The organism is Streptomyces sp. NPDC050416 (assembly GCF_044458845.1).
Classification (GTDB): domain Bacteria; phylum Actinomycetota; class Actinomycetes; order Streptomycetales; family Streptomycetaceae; genus Streptomyces.
Genome location: NZ_JBITII010000004.1, coordinates 501,119 through 521,341 on the forward strand (window position 1 = coordinate 501,119; position 20,223 = coordinate 521,341).

General features: G+C 71.3%; 15 protein-coding genes. 12 read left to right on the forward strand and 3 right to left on the reverse strand.

What is annotated here, in order from left to right; genetic code table 11:
• Positions 1-156: 156 nt before the first annotated feature.
• A complete protein-coding gene (locus tag ACIBL4_RS15570; RefSeq protein WP_399410174.1) occupies positions 157-1,104 on the reverse strand; it encodes a hypothetical protein in 948 nt (315 codons plus the stop codon).
• A gap of 297 nt (positions 1,105-1,401) precedes the next feature.
• Positions 1,402-1,563 (reverse strand): hypothetical protein, encoded by a 162-nt coding sequence (locus ACIBL4_RS15575; RefSeq protein ID WP_399410176.1) that lies wholly within the window; start codon positions 1,561-1,563, stop codon positions 1,402-1,404.
• Between the two features lie 252 nt (positions 1,564-1,815).
• Between ACIBL4_RS15575 and uvrC the strand changes: the two genes are divergently transcribed.
• The 12 genes from uvrC (at position 1,816) to pgi (ending at position 17,443) form a co-directional block, all read left to right on the forward strand.
• Entirely contained in the window at positions 1,816-3,909 is a 2,094-nt protein-coding gene (uvrC, locus tag ACIBL4_RS15580) for an excinuclease ABC subunit UvrC (protein ID WP_399410178.1), read from the forward strand.
• Positions 3,906-4,865, forward strand: a complete 960-nt coding sequence (gene rapZ / locus ACIBL4_RS15585) for an RNase adapter RapZ (protein ID WP_399410180.1) — start codon at positions 3,906-3,908, stop codon at positions 4,863-4,865. Before uvrC ends, rapZ begins: the two co-directional genes overlap by 4 nt.
• Positions 4,862-5,941: a uridine diphosphate-N-acetylglucosamine-binding protein YvcK gene (gene yvcK, locus ACIBL4_RS15590; protein ID WP_399410182.1), complete on the forward strand. Its 1,080-nt coding sequence runs from the start codon at positions 4,862-4,864 to the stop codon at positions 5,939-5,941. Before rapZ ends, yvcK begins: the two co-directional genes overlap by 4 nt.
• Positions 5,932-6,921: a DNA-binding protein WhiA gene (gene whiA / locus ACIBL4_RS15595; protein ID WP_338777341.1), complete on the forward strand. Its 990-nt coding sequence runs from the start codon at positions 5,932-5,934 to the stop codon at positions 6,919-6,921. Before yvcK ends, whiA begins: the two co-directional genes overlap by 10 nt.
• A 150-nt stretch (positions 6,922-7,071) precedes the next feature.
• Complete coding sequence (locus ACIBL4_RS15600; protein WP_399410184.1) at positions 7,072-10,026, forward strand: M14 family zinc carboxypeptidase; 2,955 nt, start codon at positions 7,072-7,074, stop codon at positions 10,024-10,026.
• Between the two features lie 257 nt (positions 10,027-10,283).
• Entirely contained in the window at positions 10,284-11,291 is a 1,008-nt protein-coding gene (gap, locus tag ACIBL4_RS15605) for a type I glyceraldehyde-3-phosphate dehydrogenase (protein WP_086561720.1), read from the forward strand.
• A gap of 142 nt (positions 11,292-11,433) precedes the next feature.
• Complete coding sequence (locus tag ACIBL4_RS15610; protein ID WP_399410187.1) at positions 11,434-12,645, forward strand: phosphoglycerate kinase; 1,212 nt, start codon at positions 11,434-11,436, stop codon at positions 12,643-12,645.
• A 6-nt stretch (positions 12,646-12,651) separates the two neighbouring features.
• The gene (tpiA, locus tag ACIBL4_RS15615) at positions 12,652-13,428 is read left to right on the forward strand and encodes a triose-phosphate isomerase (protein ID WP_399410189.1); all 777 of its coding nucleotides are present in this window, start codon (positions 12,652-12,654) and stop codon (positions 13,426-13,428) included.
• Between the two features lie 101 nt (positions 13,429-13,529).
• Positions 13,530-13,760: a preprotein translocase subunit SecG gene (gene secG, locus ACIBL4_RS15620; protein WP_005477937.1), complete on the forward strand. Its 231-nt coding sequence runs from the start codon at positions 13,530-13,532 to the stop codon at positions 13,758-13,760.
• A gap of 223 nt (positions 13,761-13,983) precedes the next feature.
• Positions 13,984-14,319: an RNA polymerase-binding protein RbpA gene (locus tag ACIBL4_RS15625; RefSeq protein ID WP_003976875.1), complete on the forward strand. Its 336-nt coding sequence runs from the start codon at positions 13,984-13,986 to the stop codon at positions 14,317-14,319.
• A gap of 133 nt (positions 14,320-14,452) precedes the next feature.
• Complete coding sequence (locus tag ACIBL4_RS15630) at positions 14,453-15,721, forward strand: MFS transporter (RefSeq protein WP_399410191.1); 1,269 nt, start codon at positions 14,453-14,455, stop codon at positions 15,719-15,721.
• A gap of 69 nt (positions 15,722-15,790) precedes the next feature.
• Positions 15,791-17,443, forward strand: a complete 1,653-nt coding sequence (gene pgi, locus ACIBL4_RS15635) for a glucose-6-phosphate isomerase (RefSeq protein WP_399410193.1) — start codon at positions 15,791-15,793, stop codon at positions 17,441-17,443.
• 107 nt (positions 17,444-17,550) lie between these two features.
• On the opposite strand, the gene ACIBL4_RS15640 is transcribed toward pgi, so the two are convergent.
• Positions 17,551-20,211 (reverse strand): FtsX-like permease family protein, encoded by a 2,661-nt coding sequence (locus tag ACIBL4_RS15640; protein ID WP_399410195.1) that lies wholly within the window; start codon positions 20,209-20,211, stop codon positions 17,551-17,553.
• Positions 20,212-20,223 lie beyond the last annotated feature (12 nt).

Here is a 20,223-nt window from a genome sequence, read left to right on the forward strand (position 1 = left end):
TTCGTCAGGTCCCGGCGGGAACGTATCGCATCCGACGCCGTACGTAAACGCTTACGCAAGCGTTTACGTCGACGCGAAGGGCACGGGCAGAGGGCAGATGCGCAGGGCAGAGGCCAGAAGCGAGAGGGCGGCCAACCACAGCCGCCCTCGGGTCCCCTACTCCCAGTCCCAGCCGATCCCCAGGAACCCGGTCCGCACCCGCGGCTCGACCAGGTGCACCGACCGGTGCCGTCCGCTCAGCGCCAGGTCCTGGCAGCCGGTGCGCGGGGCCGCCGCCGAGTGCTGCGCGAAACGGTGGCAGCGCACCGGGAGGGCGGCCGCGTCGAAGCACGCCTGGAGCGCGTACTGGCCGCCGGGGGAGTCGAAGCCGCGAAGGTACTCGTACGACACGCCCGCCGTGCCGTCCTCCACGCCGTAGCGGAACAGGAACGTGTCACCGGCCCGCAGCCGGGTGTCGAAGAGCAGTTCGGCCGCGAGCACGCCCGTGTCACGGTGCCAACGGACGCGTCCCGTACGGCAGTTCTCCAGCGCGTGCACCCTCATGCGCTCCGGTGCGGCTCCCCGGTCGCCGTGGTGGACGGCCACGAAGCGGTCGACGCCGTCCCGGTGGGCGCGCACGATGTGGTGCGACTCCCGCTCGGCCAGCTCGCGCCGCGCCCCGATGCGCAGCCGCTCGTGGTGCCCGAGGGTGTGCAGACCGCCGTCCGGCGGGCAGTCCAGCTCGGCCAGCAGCTGGTCCAGGACCCCGGAGGCCTCCACGAGGGAGCGGTAGGAGCGGGCCGCGGACCGCTGTCCGGACGGGCCTTCGCCGGGCTCGGCGAGCAGCCGGATCAGCGACTCCTCGGGAAGCTCCAGGATCTCCTCCAGCGCGCGCACGGCCCGCAGCGACTCGGGGCGCTGCGGGCGCCTGGCCCCCTGCTGCCAGTAACTCAGGCTGGTGACGCCGACCTTCACCCCATGGCGGGAGAGATGGTGCTGCACGCGTTGCAGCGGCAGGCCGCGGGCGGCGATCGCGGCACGCAGGGCGACGTGGAAGGGGCCGCCGCGCAGAACCGAGTCCAGTTCCGCGGTGGCGGCGTCCGCGTGCTGTGGGGCGTGCGGCATGCAGGGGCCTCTCTGTGAGTCGGCGACGGCTGGTCAGACCGTTCGCGCGGGCCGCCCGGGGTCGTCCCGCCGGCGCAGGGGAGGTCTTCACATCCGTACGCCGTCGTTCAGGGGTCCCGAGTTCCCCCGCATTGAAGCGTGTTGACCTGGTCCCGACAACACTTGATGCCGGACAGTGACGTACTCCCGGCCAGGCCCGCCGTCCGGACATGCGACCGCCCGGGGCGTGGCGCCCCGGGCGGTCTCTGCTGACGCGTCACCGGCCTCCGCCGAGGCCGGCGTCTCCGGCGTCTCCGGCTAGGAGTGGTCGCCTCCGCCCCGTTCCTCGACGGCCAGGCGCTTGGCCCGCACTATGTCGGGGTCGCGCGGGTCGAGGGCGTCGTGCAGCGCGAACCGTTCGTCCGCGTACCGACGGGCACGGACGGCCCGCCGGGTCTTCTCGATCCGCATCCGCTTCATCTGCGCAGCCCTCCGACCCGTGGCCCGCCCGTTTCGCACTGAAACGGCCGGTCCGCACCGACAACCTGTGCCCGCACCGGCACGGCCTCCGTCCGCCGGACGCCGCCGTGTCCCGTGGGAAGCCTGCATTCCCGCTCCCGGCGTGCCGTAACCCCGGACGGAGCATGCCGTTGGAAACTGCCCCTCGCCGAGGCCGTGATCGTGCCCCGCCGCCCCGTCGGACTGTCGGTGCTCGCCAGTAGGGTGTGAGACATGGCCGACCCCTCCAGCTACCGCCCCAAACCGGGTGAGATCCCCGACTCGCCGGGGGTCTACAGGTTCCGTGACGAGCACCGCCGGGTGATCTACGTCGGCAAGGCGAAGAGCCTGCGCCAGCGCCTGGCGAACTACTTCCAGGACCTGGCGGGCCTGCACCCGCGCACCCGCTCCATGGTCACCACGGCCGCGTCCGTGGAGTGGACGGTGGTGTCCACGGAGGTCGAGGCACTCCAGCTGGAGTACTCGTGGATCAAGGAGTACGACCCCCGGTTCAACGTCAAGTACCGCGACGACAAGAGCTACCCGTACCTCGCGGTGACGATGAACGAGGAGTATCCGCGCGTGCAGGTGATGCGCGGTCACAAGAAAAAGGGCGTGCGCTACTTCGGGCCGTACGCGCACGCGTGGGCGATCCGCGACACCGTCGACCTGCTGCTGCGCGTCTTCCCCGTGCGCACCTGCTCGGCCGGCGTCTTCAAGAACGCCGCCCGTACGGGCCGCCCCTGCCTCCTCGGCTACATCGGCAAGTGCTCCGCCCCCTGCGTGGACCGGGTCTCCGCCGAGGAGCACCGCGAACTGGCCGACGAGTTCTGCGACTTCATGACCGGCCGGACGGCCACGTACATCCGCCGCCTGGAGAAGCAGATGGGCGAGGCGGCCGAGGAGATGGAGTACGAGCGGGCGGCCCGGCTGCGCGACGACATCGAGGCCTTGAAGAAGGCCATGGAGAAGAACGCGGTCGTGCTCGCCGACGCGACCGACGCGGATCTGATCGCGGTCGCCGAGGACGAGCTGGAAGCGGCCGTCCAGATCTTCCACGTGCGCGGCGGACGCGTGCGCGGGCAGCGCGGCTGGGTCACGGACAAGGTGGAGGAGATCACCACCGGCGCCCTCGTGGAGCACGCGCTCCAGCAGCTGTACGGCGAGGAGACGGGCGACGCCGTGCCCAAGGAGGTCCTCGTCCCCGCCCTGCCCGACCCCGTGGAGCCCGTCCAGGAGTGGCTCGCCGGGCGGCGCGGCTCGGGCGTGTCCCTGCGCGTCCCGCAGCGCGGCGACAAGAAGGCCCTCATGGAGACGGTGCAGCGCAACGCCCAGCAGGCGCTCGTCCTGCACAAGACCAAGCGCGCCTCCGACCTGACCACGCGCTCGCGCGCCCTGGAGGAGATCTCCGACGCCCTCGACCTGGACAGCGCCCCGCTGCGGATCGAGTGCTACGACATCTCCCACCTCCAGGGCGACGACGTCGTGGCCTCCATGGTCGTCTTCGAGGACGGCCTGGCCCGCAAGAGCGAGTACCGGCGCTTCCAGATCAAGGGTTTCGCCGGACAGGACGACGTCCGCTCCATGCACGAGGTGATCACCCGCCGTTTCCGCCGCTACCTCGCCGAGAAGGAGAAGACGGGCGAGTGGACCGACGGTGAGGACGGCCAGGACGCCCAGGACCGCGAGGGCACCCTCGCCGGCCCGGACCTCGCCGGCGCCCCGAACACCCTCACCGAGGACGACGGCCGCCCCAAGAAGTTCGCCTACCCGCCGCAGCTCGTCGTCGTCGACGGCGGCGCCCCCCAGGTCGCGGCCGCCCAGCGCGCCCTGGACGACCTCGGGATCGACGACATCGCCGTGTGCGGCCTCGCCAAGCGCCTGGAGGAGGTCTGGCTGCCCGGCGACGACGACCCGGTGGTCCTGCCCCGCACCAGCGAGGGCCTGTACCTGCTCCAGCGGGTCCGTGACGAGGCCCACCGCTTCGCGATCAGCTACCAGCGCACCAAACGGTCCAAGCACTTCCGGTCCAGCCCCCTGGACGATGTCCCCGGACTCGGGGACACGCGCAAGCAGGCACTCCTGAAGCACTTCGGCTCGTTGAAGAAACTGCGATCCGCCACCATCGACCAGATCTGCGAGGTACCCGGCATAGGCCGCAAGACCGCCGAGACCATCGCGGTGGCCCTCGCCCAGGCGGCCCCGGCCGCACCCGCCGTCAACACGGCCACTGGAGAGATCATGGAAGAGGAACCCGGCACCATGGGTTCCAGCGGGGAGCCCGTACGGACGGGCGCCCCGGACGAGCGACGGGGGCAGGAGACATGAATGTGAACGAGCACGACGGGCAAGAAGAGCACACCGGAGACGGAGCACAGGTGAGTACGGGCACGCCCAACGACAAGGCCGCCGTCCCGGACGCGGCCATCCCCGAGCTGGTGATCATCTCCGGCATGTCGGGGGCCGGCCGCTCGACGGCCGCGAAGTGCCTGGAGGACCTCGGCTGGTTCGTCGTCGACAACCTGCCGCCCGCGCTGATCCCCACCATGGTGGAGCTCGGCGCCCGCTCCCAGGGCAACGTGGCCCGGATCGCCGTCGTCGTCGACGTCCGCGGCCGCCGCTTCTTCGACAACCTCCGCGAGTCCCTGGCCGACCTGGAGGCGAAGAACGTCACCCGGAGGATCGTCTTCCTGGAGTCCTCCGACGAGGCCCTGGTCCGCCGCTTCGAGTCGGTGCGCCGCCCGCACCCCCTCCAGGGCGACGGCCGGATCGTCGACGGCATCGCCGCCGAGCGGGAACTGCTGCGCGAGCTGCGCGGCGACGCCGACCTGGTGATCGACACCTCCAGCCTCAACGTGCACGAGCTGCGCGCCAAGATGGACGCCCAGTTCGCCGGCGAGGAGGAGCCGGAGCTGCGGGCCACGGTCATGTCCTTCGGCTACAAGTACGGGCTGCCGGTCGACGCCGACCTGGTCGTCGACTGCCGCTTCCTGCCGAACCCGCACTGGGTGCCGGAGCTGCGCCCGTACACGGGCCTCAACGAGGAGGTGTCGGGTTACGTCTTCAACCAGCCGGGCGCCAAGGAGTTCCTCGACCGGTACACGGAGCTCCTGCAGCTCGTCGCCACCGGCTACCGCCGTGAGGGCAAGCGCTACGTGACCATCGCCGTGGGCTGCACGGGCGGCAAGCACCGCTCGGTCGCCATGTCGGAGAAGCTCGCCGCCCGGCTCGCCGCCGAGGGCGTGGAGACGGTGGTCGTACACCGGGACATGGGACGCGAATGACACGACGTACTCCGCGGCTGAGCCGGCTGCGCCGGGTGGTGCCCGACGGCAGCACCCACGGAAGGGGCGGCCGGCCCGCCGAGGCCCGCGGCGGCAGACCTCGCCGCCGGGGCACCCAGCCGAAGGTCGTCGCGCTCGGCGGCGGCATGGGCCTGTCCGCCTCGCTCGCCGCGCTGCGCCGGATCACCGGCGATCTCACCGCCGTCGTCACCGTGGCCGACGACGGCGGCTCCAGCGGCCGGCTGCGCGACGAGCTGGGCGTGCTGCCGCCCGGCGACCTGCGCAAGGCACTGGCCGCCCTGTGCGGTGACGACGACTGGGGCCAGACCTGGGCGCGTGTCATCCAGCACCGCTTCCAGTCCAAGGGGGACCTGCACGAGCACGCGGTCGGCAACCTGCTGATCGTCGCCCTGTGGGAACAACTGGGCGACCACGTCCAGGCCCTCGACCTGGTCGGACGGCTGCTCGGCGCGCAGGGGCGCGTGCTGCCCATGTCCGCCGTCCCGCTGGAGCTCCAGGCCCTGGTCAAGGGCCATGACCCGGCCCGCCCGGACGAGGTGGACACGGTCCGCGGCCAGGCCACCGTCGCCCTCACCCCGGGTGAGGTGCAGTCCGTGCAGGTCGTGCCGCACGACCCGCCGGCCGTGCCCGAGGCGGTCCAGGCCGTCCTGGACGCGGACTGGGTGGTGCTCGGCCCCGGCTCCTGGTTCTCCTCCGTCATCCCGCATCTGCTCGTGCCCGAGCTGCTGGACGCGCTCACGCAGACGAAGGCCCGCCGGGTACTCTCCCTGAACCTCGCCCCGCAGCCCGGAGAAACCGAGGGCTTCTCTCCGCAGCGTCATTTGGAGGTTTTGGGACGACACGCCCCTAAACTCGCCCTGGACGTGGTGCTGGCCGACGAGGCCGCCGTGCCCGACCGCGACTCCCTCACCGATGCCGCCAAGCGGTTCGGGGCCGCGGTCGAGCTGGCGCCGGTGGCCCGGCCCGACGGGACCCCGAGGCATGACCCGGAGCTGTTGGCCGCCGCGTACGACCGTATTTTTCGGATGCATGGAAGGATCGGCCCATGGCGATGACGGCAGCGGTGAAGGACGAGATCTCCCGGCTCCCCGTCACCCGGACCTGCTGCAGAAAGGCGGAGGTCTCCGCCATTCTGCGGTTCGCCGGCGGCCTTCACCTGGTGAGCGGTCGGATTGTGATCGAGGCGGAGCTGGACACGGCGATGGCGGCCCGCCGCCTCAAGCGGGACATCCTGGAGATCTTCGGCCACAGCTCGGAGCTGATCGTGATGGCCCCGGGCGGACTGCGCCGCGGCTCGCGCTACGTGGTGCGTGTCGTCGCGGGCGGTGACCAGCTGGCCCGCCAGACCGGCCTGGTCGACGGGCGGGGCCGCCCGATCCGCGGCCTGCCCCCGCAGGTGGTCTCGGGGGCCACCTGCGACGCCGAGGCCGCCTGGCGGGGCGCCTTCCTGGCGCACGGCTCGCTCACCGAGCCCGGCCGCTCCTGCTCCCTGGAGGTGACCTGCCCCGGCCCCGAGGCCGCGCTCGCCCTGGTCGGCGCCGCCCGGCGCCTCCAGATCCCCGCCAAGGCCCGCGAGGTGCGCGGCGTGGACCGGGTCGTCGTCCGCGACGGCGACGCGATCGGCGCCCTGCTCACCCGGCTGGGCGCCCACGAGTCGGTGCTGGCCTGGGAGGAACGCCGGATGCGCCGGGAGGTGCGGGCCACGGCGAACCGGCTCGCCAACTTCGACGACGCCAACCTGCGCCGCTCGGCCCGCGCGGCCGTCGCCGCCGGTGCCCGGGTGCAGCGCGCGCTGGAGATCCTCGGCGAGGACGTGCCCGAGCACCTCGCCGCGGCCGGCCGGCTGCGCATGGAGCACAAGCAGGCCTCGCTGGAGGAGCTGGGCGCGCTCGCCGACCCGCCGCTGACCAAGGACGCCGTCGCCGGCCGGATCCGCCGCCTGCTGGCCATGGCCGACAAGCGCGCCTCCGACCTGGGCATTCCGGGCACGGAGGCCAACCTCTCCGAGGAACTGGCCGACAATCTCGTAGGCTGATCCCACAGTCCGTCAAAAGCCGGTGCGGGCCGCCACTTGGGTGGTCGGCACCGGCTTTCGCGTGTCGCTCGCGCACTCTTGACTCGATCATGGACTGTCATGAGCCTGGCATCTGTTCGCTGCTGTGGCGAACCCACGCTAGGGGGGTTCATGAGACGAAGAGCGAGATCGATCCTCGCTGTCGGCACGCTCCTGATCGGCGGAGCGAGCATCGCACCCATCGCCCAGGCACAACCTGACAGTTCACCCCCGTCCGACCCGGACGAAGTCAAGGTCTTCCGCGCCGACGTCACCCACGAGCAGGTACCCCTGCTGCTCGCGGCCGGCCAGGACGGCCACGAACTCAGTGAGCAGGTGCCCGAGAAGGGAACCGCCACCATCGAGGTCATCCTGACCGACCAGCAGGCGAAGGAGCTGGCGAAGCAGGGCGTCGACCTCACCGAGCACGACCTCTCCACCAAGGCGGAAGCCCGCGTGGAGAACGCCGCCGAGGGCGTGTTCCGCCCGTACGGCGGCAAGGGCGGCATCAAGGAGGAGATCCTCAGGACCGCGCAGGACAACCCCGGCCTCACCAAGGTCGTCTCCATCGGCAAGACGGTCAGGGGCCAGGACATCCTCGCGCTGAAGCTCACCAAGGGCGCGAAGAAGACGAAGGACGGCTCCAAGCCCTCGGTCCTCTACCTGTCCAACCAGCACGCGCGTGAGTGGATCACGCCGGAGATGACCCGGCGCCTGATGCACCACTACCTGGACAACTACAAGAAGGACCGGCGCGTCAAGAAGATCGTCGACTCCACCGAACTGTGGTTCGTCATCTCGGCCAACCCCGACGGCTACGACCACACCCACAGCGGTGACGCCAACCGCCTGTGGCGCAAGAACCTGCGGGACGTCAACGGCGACGGCGTCATCGGCACCGGCGACGGCGTCGACCTCAACCGCAACTTCGCCTACAAGTGGGGCTACGACGACGAGGGTTCGTCCCCCAACCCCACCAGCGAGACCTACCGCGGCGCCGGACCGGGCTCCGAGCCGGAGACCAAGGCCCTGGACGCCTTCCAGAAGCGGATCGGCTTCACGTACGGCATCAACTACCACTCCGCCGCCGAACTCATCCTCTACGGGGTCGGCTGGCAGGTGGCCACGGCCACCCCGGACGACGTCATGTACGAGGCGCTCGCCGGTACGCCCGAGAACCCCGCGGTCCCCGGCTACCACCCGCAGGTCTCCTCCGAGCTGTACACCACCAACGGCGAGGCCGACGGCCACGCGGCGAACGTCAACGGCCTGGCGATGTTCACCCCGGAGATGTCGACCTGTCAGACGGCCTCCAACGCCGACCCCGACGACGAGTGGAAGGCGTCCGACTGCCGGTCGATCTTCACCTTCCCGGACGACGAGAAGCTGATCCAGCAGGAGTTCGCCAAGAACGTCCCGTTCGCGCTCTCCGTCGCCGAGTCCGCCGCCCACCCCGACCGGCCGTCTTCCTCCGTCGGCCTGAGCGCCGCCGACTTCACCCCGGCCGCGTTCCCGGTGTCGTACTCCCGCGGCGCCGACCAGGAGGTCTCCGTCGTCGCACGCAAGGCCCTGCGCGACAAGGAGCTGAAGTACCGCGTCAACGGCGGCCGCACCGAGGACATGACCCTCAAGCCCTGGAAGGGCGGCGAGACCTACGGCGGTGACGACAACCTCTACTTCGACGAGTACCGGGCCAAGGTCCGGGACGGCGACCCCGGCGACAAGGTCGAGGTCTGGTTCACCGCGGAGACGAAGAAGGGCAAGAAGGTCTCCAGCAAGCGCTTCACCTACACCGTCGCCGAGCGGCCCAGGGCGGACACCCTTATCGTCGCCGAGGAGGGCGCGACCGCCACGCAGGCACAGAAGTACGTGGACGCCCTCAAGGCCAACGGCCGCAAGGCGCTCGTCTGGGACGTCGCCGAGCGCGGCGCGCCGGACGCCCTCGGCGTGCTGAGCCACTTCGACACCGTCGTCCACTACACGGGCGCCGGCGTCCCCGGCAACGCCACGCAGCTCCAGCTGCGCGCCTTCCTCAACGAGGGCGGCAGGCTGATCGAGGCCGGCGAGCAGGCCGGCGGCAGCGTCGACCTCGGCGGCGGCACCCTGTCGAACGACTTCAGCCAGTACTACCTGGGCGCCTACAGCCGTACCTCGGCCGCCGGAGCCACCGGATTCACCGGCTCCGGCGAGCTGGGCGGCTTCACGGGCCCGCTCGCCGCCGCGCCCGGCAACCCTCTGGACAAGGCGGGCCGCTACGGCGTCACCTCCGACGAGCTGCCCGCCGACGAGTTCCCGCAGTTCGCGAGCAAGGGTGCGGGGCAGTTCGCCGGCGCGGTCAACCCGTACGGCCCGTACGCGGGCTCCTCGATGGCTGCCGCCGTCCACACCGACGACGCCTACAAGCGCCTCACCCGCACCGTGGACCTCACCGGCGTCGCCGCGGCCGACAAGCCCACCCTGCGCACCCAGCTGATGTGGGACACCGAGCCCGGCTACGACAACGTCCTGATCGAGGCCCACACCGCGGGCGCCGACGACTGGACCACCCTGCCCGAGGCGGGCGGCGCCACCAAGGCCGCAGTTCCGGCCGAGTGCGGGGGCGGCTTCTACGTCCGTGAGCACCCCTGGCTGAAGCACTACCTGACCCTGTCGGACGACGACTGCACCGCGACCGGCAGCACCGGGTCGTGGAACAGCCTCACCGGTTCCTCCGGCGGCTGGCAGCGGGTGGACTTCGACCTGAGCGCGTACGCCGGCAAGACGGTCGAGGTCTCGATCAGCTACGTCACCGACCCGGGCACCGGCGGACACGGCGTCCTCGCCGACGACGCCTCGCTCGTCGTCGGCGGCACGGCGAAGGAGACCGAGGGCTTCGAGACCTCGCTCGGCGCCTGGAAGGCGGCCGGACCGCCCGCGGGCAGCCCGGCCGTCCTGAAGGACTGGACCCGCACCGGGGCCCTGTTCCAGACCTACGGCGCGGTCACCACGGACGACACCGTGCTGCTGGGCTTCGGCCTGGAGCACGTCGCCACCGCGGCCGACCGGGCGGCACTGATGAGAAAGGCGCTCGCCTCCCTCGACGTGTGACCGCGGACGTGTGGCCCCGAACAACCTGGGAACTCTCCGTCAACGGGCACCACACCGCGTAGCGAAATCGAGTGATCTCGCTCTCGGTGGCGGGCGGTCCGTACCCCTACTGGCGGGTACGGACCGCCCTGCCGTGTATGGGGCATCTGGATGTCACCACCGCAGCCTCAGGGAGGTAGGGTCGTAGGCGGTCGGGGACATCCCAAACAGAGCTCGCCGGCTCTTCATGGCCGGCGTACCAACGAGGAGATCGGTTCGTGACGATCCGCGTAGGCATCAACGGCTTCGGCCGCATCGGTCGTAACTACTTCCGCGCGCTGCTGGAGCAGGGTGCAGACATCGAGATCGTGGCTGTCAACGACCTGGGTGACACCGCGACCACCGCTCACCTGCTGAAGTACGACACCATCCTCGGCCGCCTCAAGCAGGAGGTCTCGCACACCGAGGACACCATCACCGTCGGCGACAAGACCATCAAGGTCCTCGCCGAGCGCAACCCCGCCGACATCCCGTGGGGCGAGCTGGGCGTCGACATCGTCATCGAGTCGACCGGCATCTTCACCAAGAAGGCCGACGCCGAGAAGCACATCGCCGGCGGCGCCAAGAAGGTCCTCATCTCGGCTCCGGCCAAGGACGAGGACGTCACCATCGTGATGGGCGTCAACCAGGACAGCTACGACCCGGCGAACCACCACGTCATCTCCAACGCCTCCTGCACCACCAACTGTGTGGCGCCGATGGCCAAGGTCCTCGACGAGAACTTCGGCATCGTCAAGGGCCTGATGACGACGGTGCACGCGTACACGAACGACCAGCGCATCCTGGACTTCCCGCACAAGGACCTGCGCCGCGCCCGTGCCGCCGCCGAGAACATCATCCCGACCACCACGGGTGCCGCCAAGGCCACCGCGCTGGTCCTCCCGCAGCTCAAGGGCAAGCTGGACGGCATGGCCATGCGCGTCCCGGTCCCGACCGGTTCGGTCACCGACCTGGTCCTCGAGCTCGGCCGTGAGGTCACCAAGGAAGAGGTCAACGCCGCCTTCCAGAAGGCGGCCGAGGGCGAGCTGAAGGGCATCCTCGAGTACACGGAGGACCCGATCGTCTCGTCCGACATCGTCAACGCCCCGGCGTCCTGCACCTTCGACTCCTCCCTGACCATGGTCCAGGAGGGCAAGAACGTGAAGGTCATCGGCTGGTACGACAACGAGTGGGGCTACTCCAACCGCCTCGTCGACCTGACGGTCTTCGTCGGCAACCAGCTCTGATCAACAGAGCAGGCACGTCCATGTGAGAACAGGGCTCGGGCAGCGCGAGAATGCGCTGTCCGAGCCCTGACTCACGTACAGATCAGAGCTGTTCGATCACGAGCGCTTACGAGCGATCACGAGCTCTTCCAGGAGTCCCCTCATGAAGACGATCGACGAACTCCTCTCCGAAGGGGTGGCCGGCAAGCGGGTCTTCGTCCGCGCCGACCTGAACGTGCCGCTGGACGGCACCACCATCACCGACGACGGCCGGATCCGCGCCGTGGTGCCCACGGTCAAGGCCCTCGCCGACGCGGGCGCCCGGGTGGTCGTCGCCTCGCACCTGGGCCGCCCCAAGGGCGCCCCGGACCCGGCCTTCTCCCTCGCCCCGGCCGCCGCGCGCCTCGGTGAACTCCTCGGCACGGACGTAGCGTTCGCCACCGACACGGTCGGCGAGTCCGCCCGGGCCACCGTCGCCGCCCTCACCGACGGCCAGGTCGCCGTCGTCGAGAACCTGCGCTTCAACGCCGGTGAGACCAGCAAGGACGACGCCGAGCGCGGCGCCTTCGCCGATCAGCTCGCCGCCCTCGCGGACCTCTACATCGGCGACGGCTTCGGGGCCGTGCACCGCAAGCACGCCTCCGTCTACGACCTCCCGGCCCGGCTGCCGCACGCCGCCGGCTACCTCATCGCCAAGGAGGTCGCCGTCCTGAAGAAGCTGACGGAGGACCTCCAGCGGCCCTACGTCGTCGCCCTCGGCGGCGCCAAGGTCTCCGACAAGCTCGCCGTCATCGACCAGCTGCTCGGCAAGGCCGACCGCATCCTCATCGGCGGCGGCATGGCCTACACCTTCCTCAAGGCCAAGGGCTACGAGGTCGGCGGTTCCCTCCTCCAGGAGGATCAGATCGCGGCCGTCCAGGAGTACGTCGAGCGGGCCGAGAAGACCGGCGTCGAGCTGGTCGTGCCCGTCGACGCCCTGAGCGCGACCGAGTTCCCGGACCTGAAGACCAAGGCTCCCGCCCACCCCACGACCGTCGCCGCGGACGCCATCCCGGCCGACCAGATGGGCCTCGACATCGGGCCCGAGACCCGCAAGCTGTACGCGTCCAAGCTCGCCGACGCCGCCACCGTCTTCTGGAACGGGCCCATGGGCGTCTTCGAGCACCCCGACTACGCCGAGGGCACCAAGGCGGTCGCCCAGGCCCTCGTCGAATCCAAGGGCTTCACCGTGGTCGGCGGCGGAGACTCCGCCGCCGCCGTGCGCACCCTCGGCTTCGACGAGACGGCATTCGGCCACATTTCGACCGGTGGCGGCGCCTCCCTCGAATACCTCGAGGGCAAGACGCTCCCCGGCCTCGCCGCACTGGAGGACTGACCCCTTATGAGCACGCGCACGCCGCTGATGGCGGGCAACTGGAAGATGAACCTCAACCACCTCGAGGCCATCGCCCACGTCCAGAAACTCGCCTTCGCCCTGGCCGACAAGGACTACGAGGCCGTCGAGGTCGCCGTCCTGCCGCCCTTCACCGACCTGCGCTCCGTACAGACCCTGGTCGACGGCGACAAGCTCAAGATCAAGTACGGCGCCCAGGACATCTCGGCCCACGACAGCGGTGCCTACACCGGCGAGATCTCCGGCCCCATGCTGGCCAAGCTGAAGTGCACGTTCGTCGCCATCGGCCACAGCGAGCGCCGCCAGTACCACGCCGAGACCGACGAGCTGGTGAACGCCAAGGTCAAGGCCGCCTACAAGCACGGCCTGACCCCCATCCTGTGCGTCGGCGAGGAGCTGGAGGTCCGCGAGGCGGGCAACCACGTCTCCCACACCCTCGCCCAGGTCGAGGGCGGTCTGAAGGACCTCCCCGCCGAGCAGGCCGAGACCGTCGTGATCGCTTACGAGCCCGTCTGGGCCATCGGCACCGGCAAGGTCTGCGGCGCCGAGGACGCCCAGGAGGTCTGCGCGGCGATCCGCGGCAAGATCGCCGAGCTGTACTCGCAGGACGTGGCCGACAAGGTCCGCATCCAGTACGGCGGCTCCGTGAAGTCGGGCAACGTCGCCGAGATCATGGCCCAGGCCGACATCGACGGCGCCCTGGTCGGCGGCGCCTCGCTCGACGCCGACGAGTTCGTCAAGATCGTGCGCTTCCGCGACCAGTGAGTATGCGGTAGACGCGATCCGTCGTACCCTTGCGGGGTCCAGCACTGTGCTGGACCCCGCGTCGTCCATCCGAATCCGAGGAAGTTGGTCCAGCCGTGGTTTTGGGGTTCTCGATTGCCCTGATCGTCTTCAGCCTGCTGATGATGCTGCTGGTGCTGATGCACAAGGGCAAGGGCGGCGGTCTCTCCGACATGTTCGGTGGCGGCATGCAGTCCTCCGTCGGCGGCTCCTCGGTCGCCGAACGCAACCTCGACCGGATCACCGTCGTGGTCGGTCTGCTCTGGTTCGCGTGCATCATCGTGCTCGGCATCCTGATGAAGGTGAACAACTGACCGGCCCGCCTCCCGCACGCACTGCGTACGCAGGCAATACGTACGTAACGCCCCATGTTCGGTACGCGCGCCACAGCGCGGCCTATCATGGGGCTTGCGTCTAGGTGTGAGGGTTGTAACTCCAATCACTGGACGCGCGTTGGGCCTTACGTAGACTGAGGCGCTCGCAGCGAAGCGGAACGCCGACTCGCTTCGCGGCACCATCACGCAGGGAGTTACGACCGTGGCAAGTGGCAACGCGATCCGGGGAAGCCGGGTCGGGGCGGGGCCGATGGGCGAGGCCGAGCGCGGCGAGTCCGCGCCGCGGCTGCGCATCTCCTTCTGGTGCTCCAACGGACACGAGACCCAGCCGAGCTTCGCCAGCGACGCGCAGGTGCCCGAAACCTGGGACTGTCCCCGCTGCGGATTCCCGGCCGGCCAGGACCGGGACAACCCGCCGGACCCGCCGCGCACCGAGCCTTACAAAACGCACTTGGCGTACGTGCGGGAGCGCCGCAGCGACGCGGACGGCGAGGCGATCCTCGCCGAGGCGCTCGCCAAACTGCGGGGCGAGATCTAGAAGTCGGGACCGGCCGGGCACCAGCGGGTGCCCGGCCGGAGTTGCTTTCCGCACCGGCGGACGGCCGCTCGCGGACCGATTGTCAGTGGTGCCCTCTACGGTTTGTGCATCGGGCGAACCGTGAGGGGGGACAGTGGCGACGGTCGAGGTGGGAAGCGTGCGCGTGCCCGCGTGGCGCGGGGGGTTCGGACGGCTGTGGAGCGCCGCCGTGCTGTCCAGTTTCGGTGACGCGCTGCGTACGGCCGCGCTTCCCTTGCTCGCCGTCACGCTGACCGACGAGCCGCTGCTCATCGCCTCCGTCACGGCCTGCGGCTATCTGCCCTGGATCGTCTTCGGCCTGCTCGGCGGGGCCGTCGCCGACCGCGTGGACCAGCGGCGGGCCATGTGGACGGTGGACGCCGTACGGGGGCTGCTGGTCGCCGCCTTCGGGCTGGCCGTCGCTCTCGGTCACGCCTCGATCGGCCTCCTCATCGTGCTGGCCTTCGCCCTGACCACCCTCCAGACCCTCTTCGACAACGCCGCCACGGCCCTGCTGCCCGCCCTGGTCGACCGGGACGCCCTCGGCAGCGCCAACACCCGGCTGCTGACCGGCCAGCGCATCGCGGGCGGTCTGCTGGGCGGGCCCGTCGTGCCGCTGTTGCTGGCCGCGGGGGCCGCCGTGCCCTTCGCGGCCGACGCCGTGACGTTCCTGGTGGCCGCCGCGCTGGTGGCCTCGCTGCCCGCCGCCGAGTCCGGCCGCGCGCCGCGACCGTCGGGCAGCACGCTGCGCCGCGAGATCGCGGAAGGGCTGCGCACCCTGTGGCGCGACCGCGCCCTGCGCGGCCTGTGCGCCGCGACCGCCCTGTGCAACATCGGCATGGGCACCCAGCTCGCCCTGCTGGTCGTCCTCGTCACCGACTGGCTCGGTGCGGGCCCCGCGGGATACGCGGCGGCGGGCGCGGCCTTCACGCTCGGCAGCCTGGCTGGGGGAGTGGTCAACGGCCGGCTCGTCGCGCGTCTCGGCCGGCTGCGGTCCGTGCTGCTCGCCGGCTCGGTGCAGACCGCGGCCCTCGTCGTCATGGGCACCGTGCGCGGCCTCGCCGTGCTGGTGGGCGCGCTCGCCGTCTTCGGGCTCATGGGCATGGTGTGGAACGTCAACACCACGACACTGATGCAGGAGCGCAGCCCCGCCGAGCTCCTGGGCCGGGTCAGCTCGGCCTTCCGCACCCTGGCCTTCGCCGGCGTGCCCCTCGGCGCCCTGCTGGGCGGGGCCGTCGCCACCGCCTGGGGGCCGAACATCCCGCCCCTGCTCACGGCCGCCTTCTTCGTCCTCTCCGTCATCGCGCTGATACCCGCGCTCAACGTGAACGTAGATGTTGTCGAGCCGGGCGACGGCGCCACGGCAGCCGATGTCACGCGCTGATCAATTAAGTTGGGACCGGCAGCGGGGCAAGGTACGCAGGCAGGACAGGAAAGAAGGCTGAAGCCCGAGATGAACGCAGACGGCCGTACCAGGCTCAACCAGACGTCCGAGTGGACGGCACTGGCCAAGCACCGCGAGGAGCTGGGCGATGTACAGCTGCGCGAGCTGTTCGCCGCCGACTCCGGCCGCGGCACCGCGTACACCCTCCGGGTCGGCGACCTGTACGTCGACTACTCCAAGCACCTCGTCACCGACGACACCCTGCGGCTGCTGCGCGAACTGGCCGCCGCCACCGACGTGTTCGGGCTGCGGGACGCCATGTTCCGCGGCGAGAAGATCAACACCACGGAGAACCGGGCCGTGCTGCACACCGCGCTGCGAGCGCCGCGGGACGCGGTCGTCGAGGTCGACGGCGAGAACGTGGTGCCGGGCGTGCACGCCGTGCTCGACAAGATGGCCGACTTCGCGAACCGGGTGCGCTCGGGGGAGTGGAAGGGGCACACCGGCAAGCGGATCCGCAACGTGGTCAACGTCGGCATCGGCGGCTCCGACCTGGGTCCCGCGATGGCGTACGAGGTGCTGCGCGCCTTCACGGACCGCTCGCTGACCGTGCGTTTCGTGTCGAACGTGGACGGCGCCGACCTGCACGAGGCGGTGCGCGATCTGGACCCCGCGGAGACGCTGTTCGTCATCGCCTCCAAGACCTTCACCACCATCGAGACGGTCACCAACGCCACGTCCGCGCGGGGTTGGCTGCTGGACGCGCTCGGTGACGAGGCCGCGGTCGCCAAGCACTTCGTCGCCCTGTCGACGAACGCCGAGAAGGTCGCCGAGTTCGGTATCGACACGGCCAACATGTTCGAGTTCTGGGACTGGGTCGGCGGCCGTTACTCGTACGACTCCGCGATCGGCCTGGCCCTGATGATCGCCATCGGCCCGGACAACTTCCGGGAGATGCTCGACGGCTTCCGGATCGTCGACGAGCACTTCCGGACCGCGCCCGCCGAGTCCAACGTGCCGCTGCTGCTGGGCCTGCTGGGCATCTGGTACGGCAACTTCCACGATGCCCAGTCGCATGCGGTGCTGCCGTACAGCCACTACCTGTCCAAGTTCACCGCCTACCTCCAGCAGCTCGACATGGAGTCCAACGGCAAGTACGTCGACCGGGACGGGCGTGAGGTGGAGTGGCAGACCGGGCCGGTGGTGTGGGGTACGCCGGGCACCAACGGGCAGCACGCCTACTACCAGCTCATCCACCAGGGCACCAAGCTGATCCCGGCGGACTTCATCGGCTTCGCGCGGCCCGTCGGGGAGCTGGGCGACCGGCTCAAGGCGCAGCACGACCTGTTGATGGCCAACTTCTTCGCCCAGACGCAGGCCCTCGCCTTCGGCAAGACTCCGGAGGAGGTGCGGGCCGAGGGGGTGCCGGAGGAACTGGTGCCGCACAAGACGTTCAAGGGCAACCACCCGACGACCACCATCCTGGCGCCCGAGCTGACGCCGTCCGTCCTCGGCCAGCTGGTCGCCCTCTACGAGCACAAGGTGTTCGTGCAGGGCGCGGTGTGGAACATCGACTCCTTCGACCAGTGGGGCGTGGAGCTGGGCAAGGTCCTCGCCAAGCGGGTCGAGCCCGCGCTGACCGAGGGTGCCGAGGTCGAGGGTCTGGACGCGTCCACCAAGGCCCTGGTCGCCACGTACCGGGAGCTGCGCGGCCGGCAGTAACGAGGACCGGGCGGGAGGCGGACGACAGCGAGTTGTCCGCCCACCGCCCGGCGGCGCCCCTTCCGCTTACCGTGGACTAGGGGGCTGAGCCCGGAGCGGCCAGGACGTCAGGCGACCGCGCTCAGCGTGTCCGCCAGGCGGCGGCGGGCCGCGCGGGCGGCGGGTACGGCGGCCAGGGCGGCCGCGCAGAGTACCGCCGCCGCACCGAGCAGCAGCATCAGCGGGGCGGACGGCCCCTGCGCGATGCCGGCGCCGATACCGCTCGACCGGCCCTGGGCGTCGATCAGCCAGTGGGCGAGCGGCAGGCCCAGGGCACTGGCGGCGAGCACGGCCGCCAGTGCCGTACAGCCGGTGGCCGTGACCGTGATGGCCGTGATCTGCCGGGGGGACAGGCCGATGGCCTTCAGTGCGAGCAGGTCCCGTTCGCTCTCGCGGACGGTGCCGCCGATCGCGGTCAGCAGCTCGATCAGCCCGATGAGGGCGAGGACGGCGATCAGCCCGGCGATGACGGCGCGCAGCGGGGAGAGCCCGTCGGCGGGGTTGGTCACGGCGTGCACGTCCAGGTGTCCGCGCCCGGCCGTGGCCAGCCGGTCGGCGACCTCCCGCGGGTCGGCACCGGGTTCGAGGCGCAGCTCGTAGAGGGTCGGGCGGAGCCCGGGGTCGTTGGCGCGGAGGGTGTCGAGGGATGTGGAGATGACCCGGCCGGCGTTCTCCGGCTCGACGCTGCGGCCCACGATGTGCAGGATCTGCGGCTGGTCCCCGACGGTCATCCGCACCCAGTCGCCGACGCGCACGTCCAGCAGGTCGAGCAGTCCCTGGCCGGCCACGGCCTCGTCGGCGCCGCGGGCGGGGCGGCCCTCGGCGAGGGTGTACGGGTAGGGGTCCTGGCCGGTGCCGAGGCCGCGCAGGGCGATGGTCGCCGTCTGGCCCGGGACCAGGGCGGCCGTCTCCACGCCGGGGTAGGCGGCGGCCACCTCCGGGTCGCGTTCCAGGAGGGCCCGGGTCTGCCGCTCGCTGAGGCCGGCGTCGGCGCGGACGCTGAGGGCGGTCGGCAGGCCGACCTGCTCGGGTGCGCTGTGGAAGCGGTCGATGGTGGTCCACGCGCTCATCGCCACGACGATCAGCAGCAGCGGCAGGGTGAGGCGGGCGACGGTGGCCAGGGACCGGGGGCGGCGCGTGAACGCCTTGTGCCAGCCCAGCACCAGCGCGGGCGGAACCCGCGCGCCGAGGGCGCGGCGCGCCAGGTCGGAGAGCTGCCCGGCCCGGGGAGCCGCGGGCTGCAGCCCGAGGACCCGGCGCAGGCCGTTGGTCAGTCGGCTGCCAGGTGGTGCCGCTGCGGGTTGTGGGCTGGGGGCTGGGGATGTTGTCGCGGTCGGCTGCCGGTCAGGTGCGGTCGCTGTGGGCCGCAGCCCGAGGACCCGGCGCAGGCCGCCGACCAGTCGGCTGCCAGGCGGAGCCGCTGCGGGCTGCGGTCGGAGGGCTCGGGGCGTTGTTCCGGTCGGCTGCCGGTCAGGTGTGGCCGCTGTGGGTTGTGGTCGGGGGGCCCGGCTCGTCGTTCCGGTCGGCTGCCATTCCGGCGCAGCCGTCGCGGGGCCTGGCCCGGAGGACCAGCCCGTGCTCGCCCCGGTCAGCCGTCCGCCGAGCGCCGCCGAGGGCCGCTGCACCGGCACCGGCGGCACCCGGCCCGCTCGCCAGGCGGCCAGGCCGGTGGTCGCGCCGATGAAGAGCACCGCGCCCACCGGGATCACGAACAGGGCCACGGTGTGGCCGGGCAGCCCTTGCCACACGCCGACCGCGTCCCCGAGCCGGCCCGGGATCCGGCTGCCCAGGGCCTCGGCCAGCGCGGCGGCGGCCACGGCGCCGAGGAGCGCGTAGGCGAGGTGCTGGAGCAGGAAGACGCGGACCACCTGGCCGGGGGTGAAGCCGATGGCCTTGAGGATGGAGAGGTCCCGCAGGTGGCCGCGGATACGGGTGCCGATCGCCCCGTGCACGGCGAGCCCGGCGGCGACCAGCGCGCCCAGCCCGAACAGGCCCAGCACCTGGCCGAGGAGCCGGTTGTCGCCCTGGGCCTCGGCCCGGGCCTGCTGCCAGGTGGACACCTCCCCGATCGCCCCGGCGCCCAGGACGGTCACGGCGCGCTGGACGACGTAGGACGTGTCGCCGGGATCCGTCAGCCGCAGCCCGATCACCTGGCCGCCGGGATCCGGCACGGCCGACGGCAGTGCCCACACCAGGCCCGGTTGTTCACCGGGCCGGTAGCGCGGCTCGGCGCTGTCGGCGAGACCCACGACGGTCAGTTCGCGGGCGGTGCCGGGCACGGTGAGGGTGTCGCCGGGCTCGGCCAGCAGGGCGCGGGCGAGGCGGCTCTCCAGGACCACACCGTTCGGCGTCGCGGGGTCCAGCCAGTGGCCGGAGACGACCGGCGGGCGGCCGACGGACGGCCGCCGCGCAGTGGCGCGCAGTTCCACGGCGGCGCGGCTGCCGCGCGAGGCGACGGTGGTGGCCGCGGTGGGGTAGGGGCCGGCGACGGAGTCGACACCGTCCAGTTCGGCCAGCTTCCCGGTGTCGGCCGCGCTGTCGGTGTGCAGCCACACGTGCGCGCCGTGCGACTGCGTGAACACACGCTGCCAGGGGTTGGTGGCGTACCCGAACAGGGCCGTGGCCAGCAGCAGGGAGGCGACGATGCCCGCCGTGGCGAGGACGAGGAACAGCGCCTCGCCGCGGTGCGTGCGCAGATCGGAGTGCGCCCAGCGCAGGGTGGCTCGCACGGGCCTCAGCCC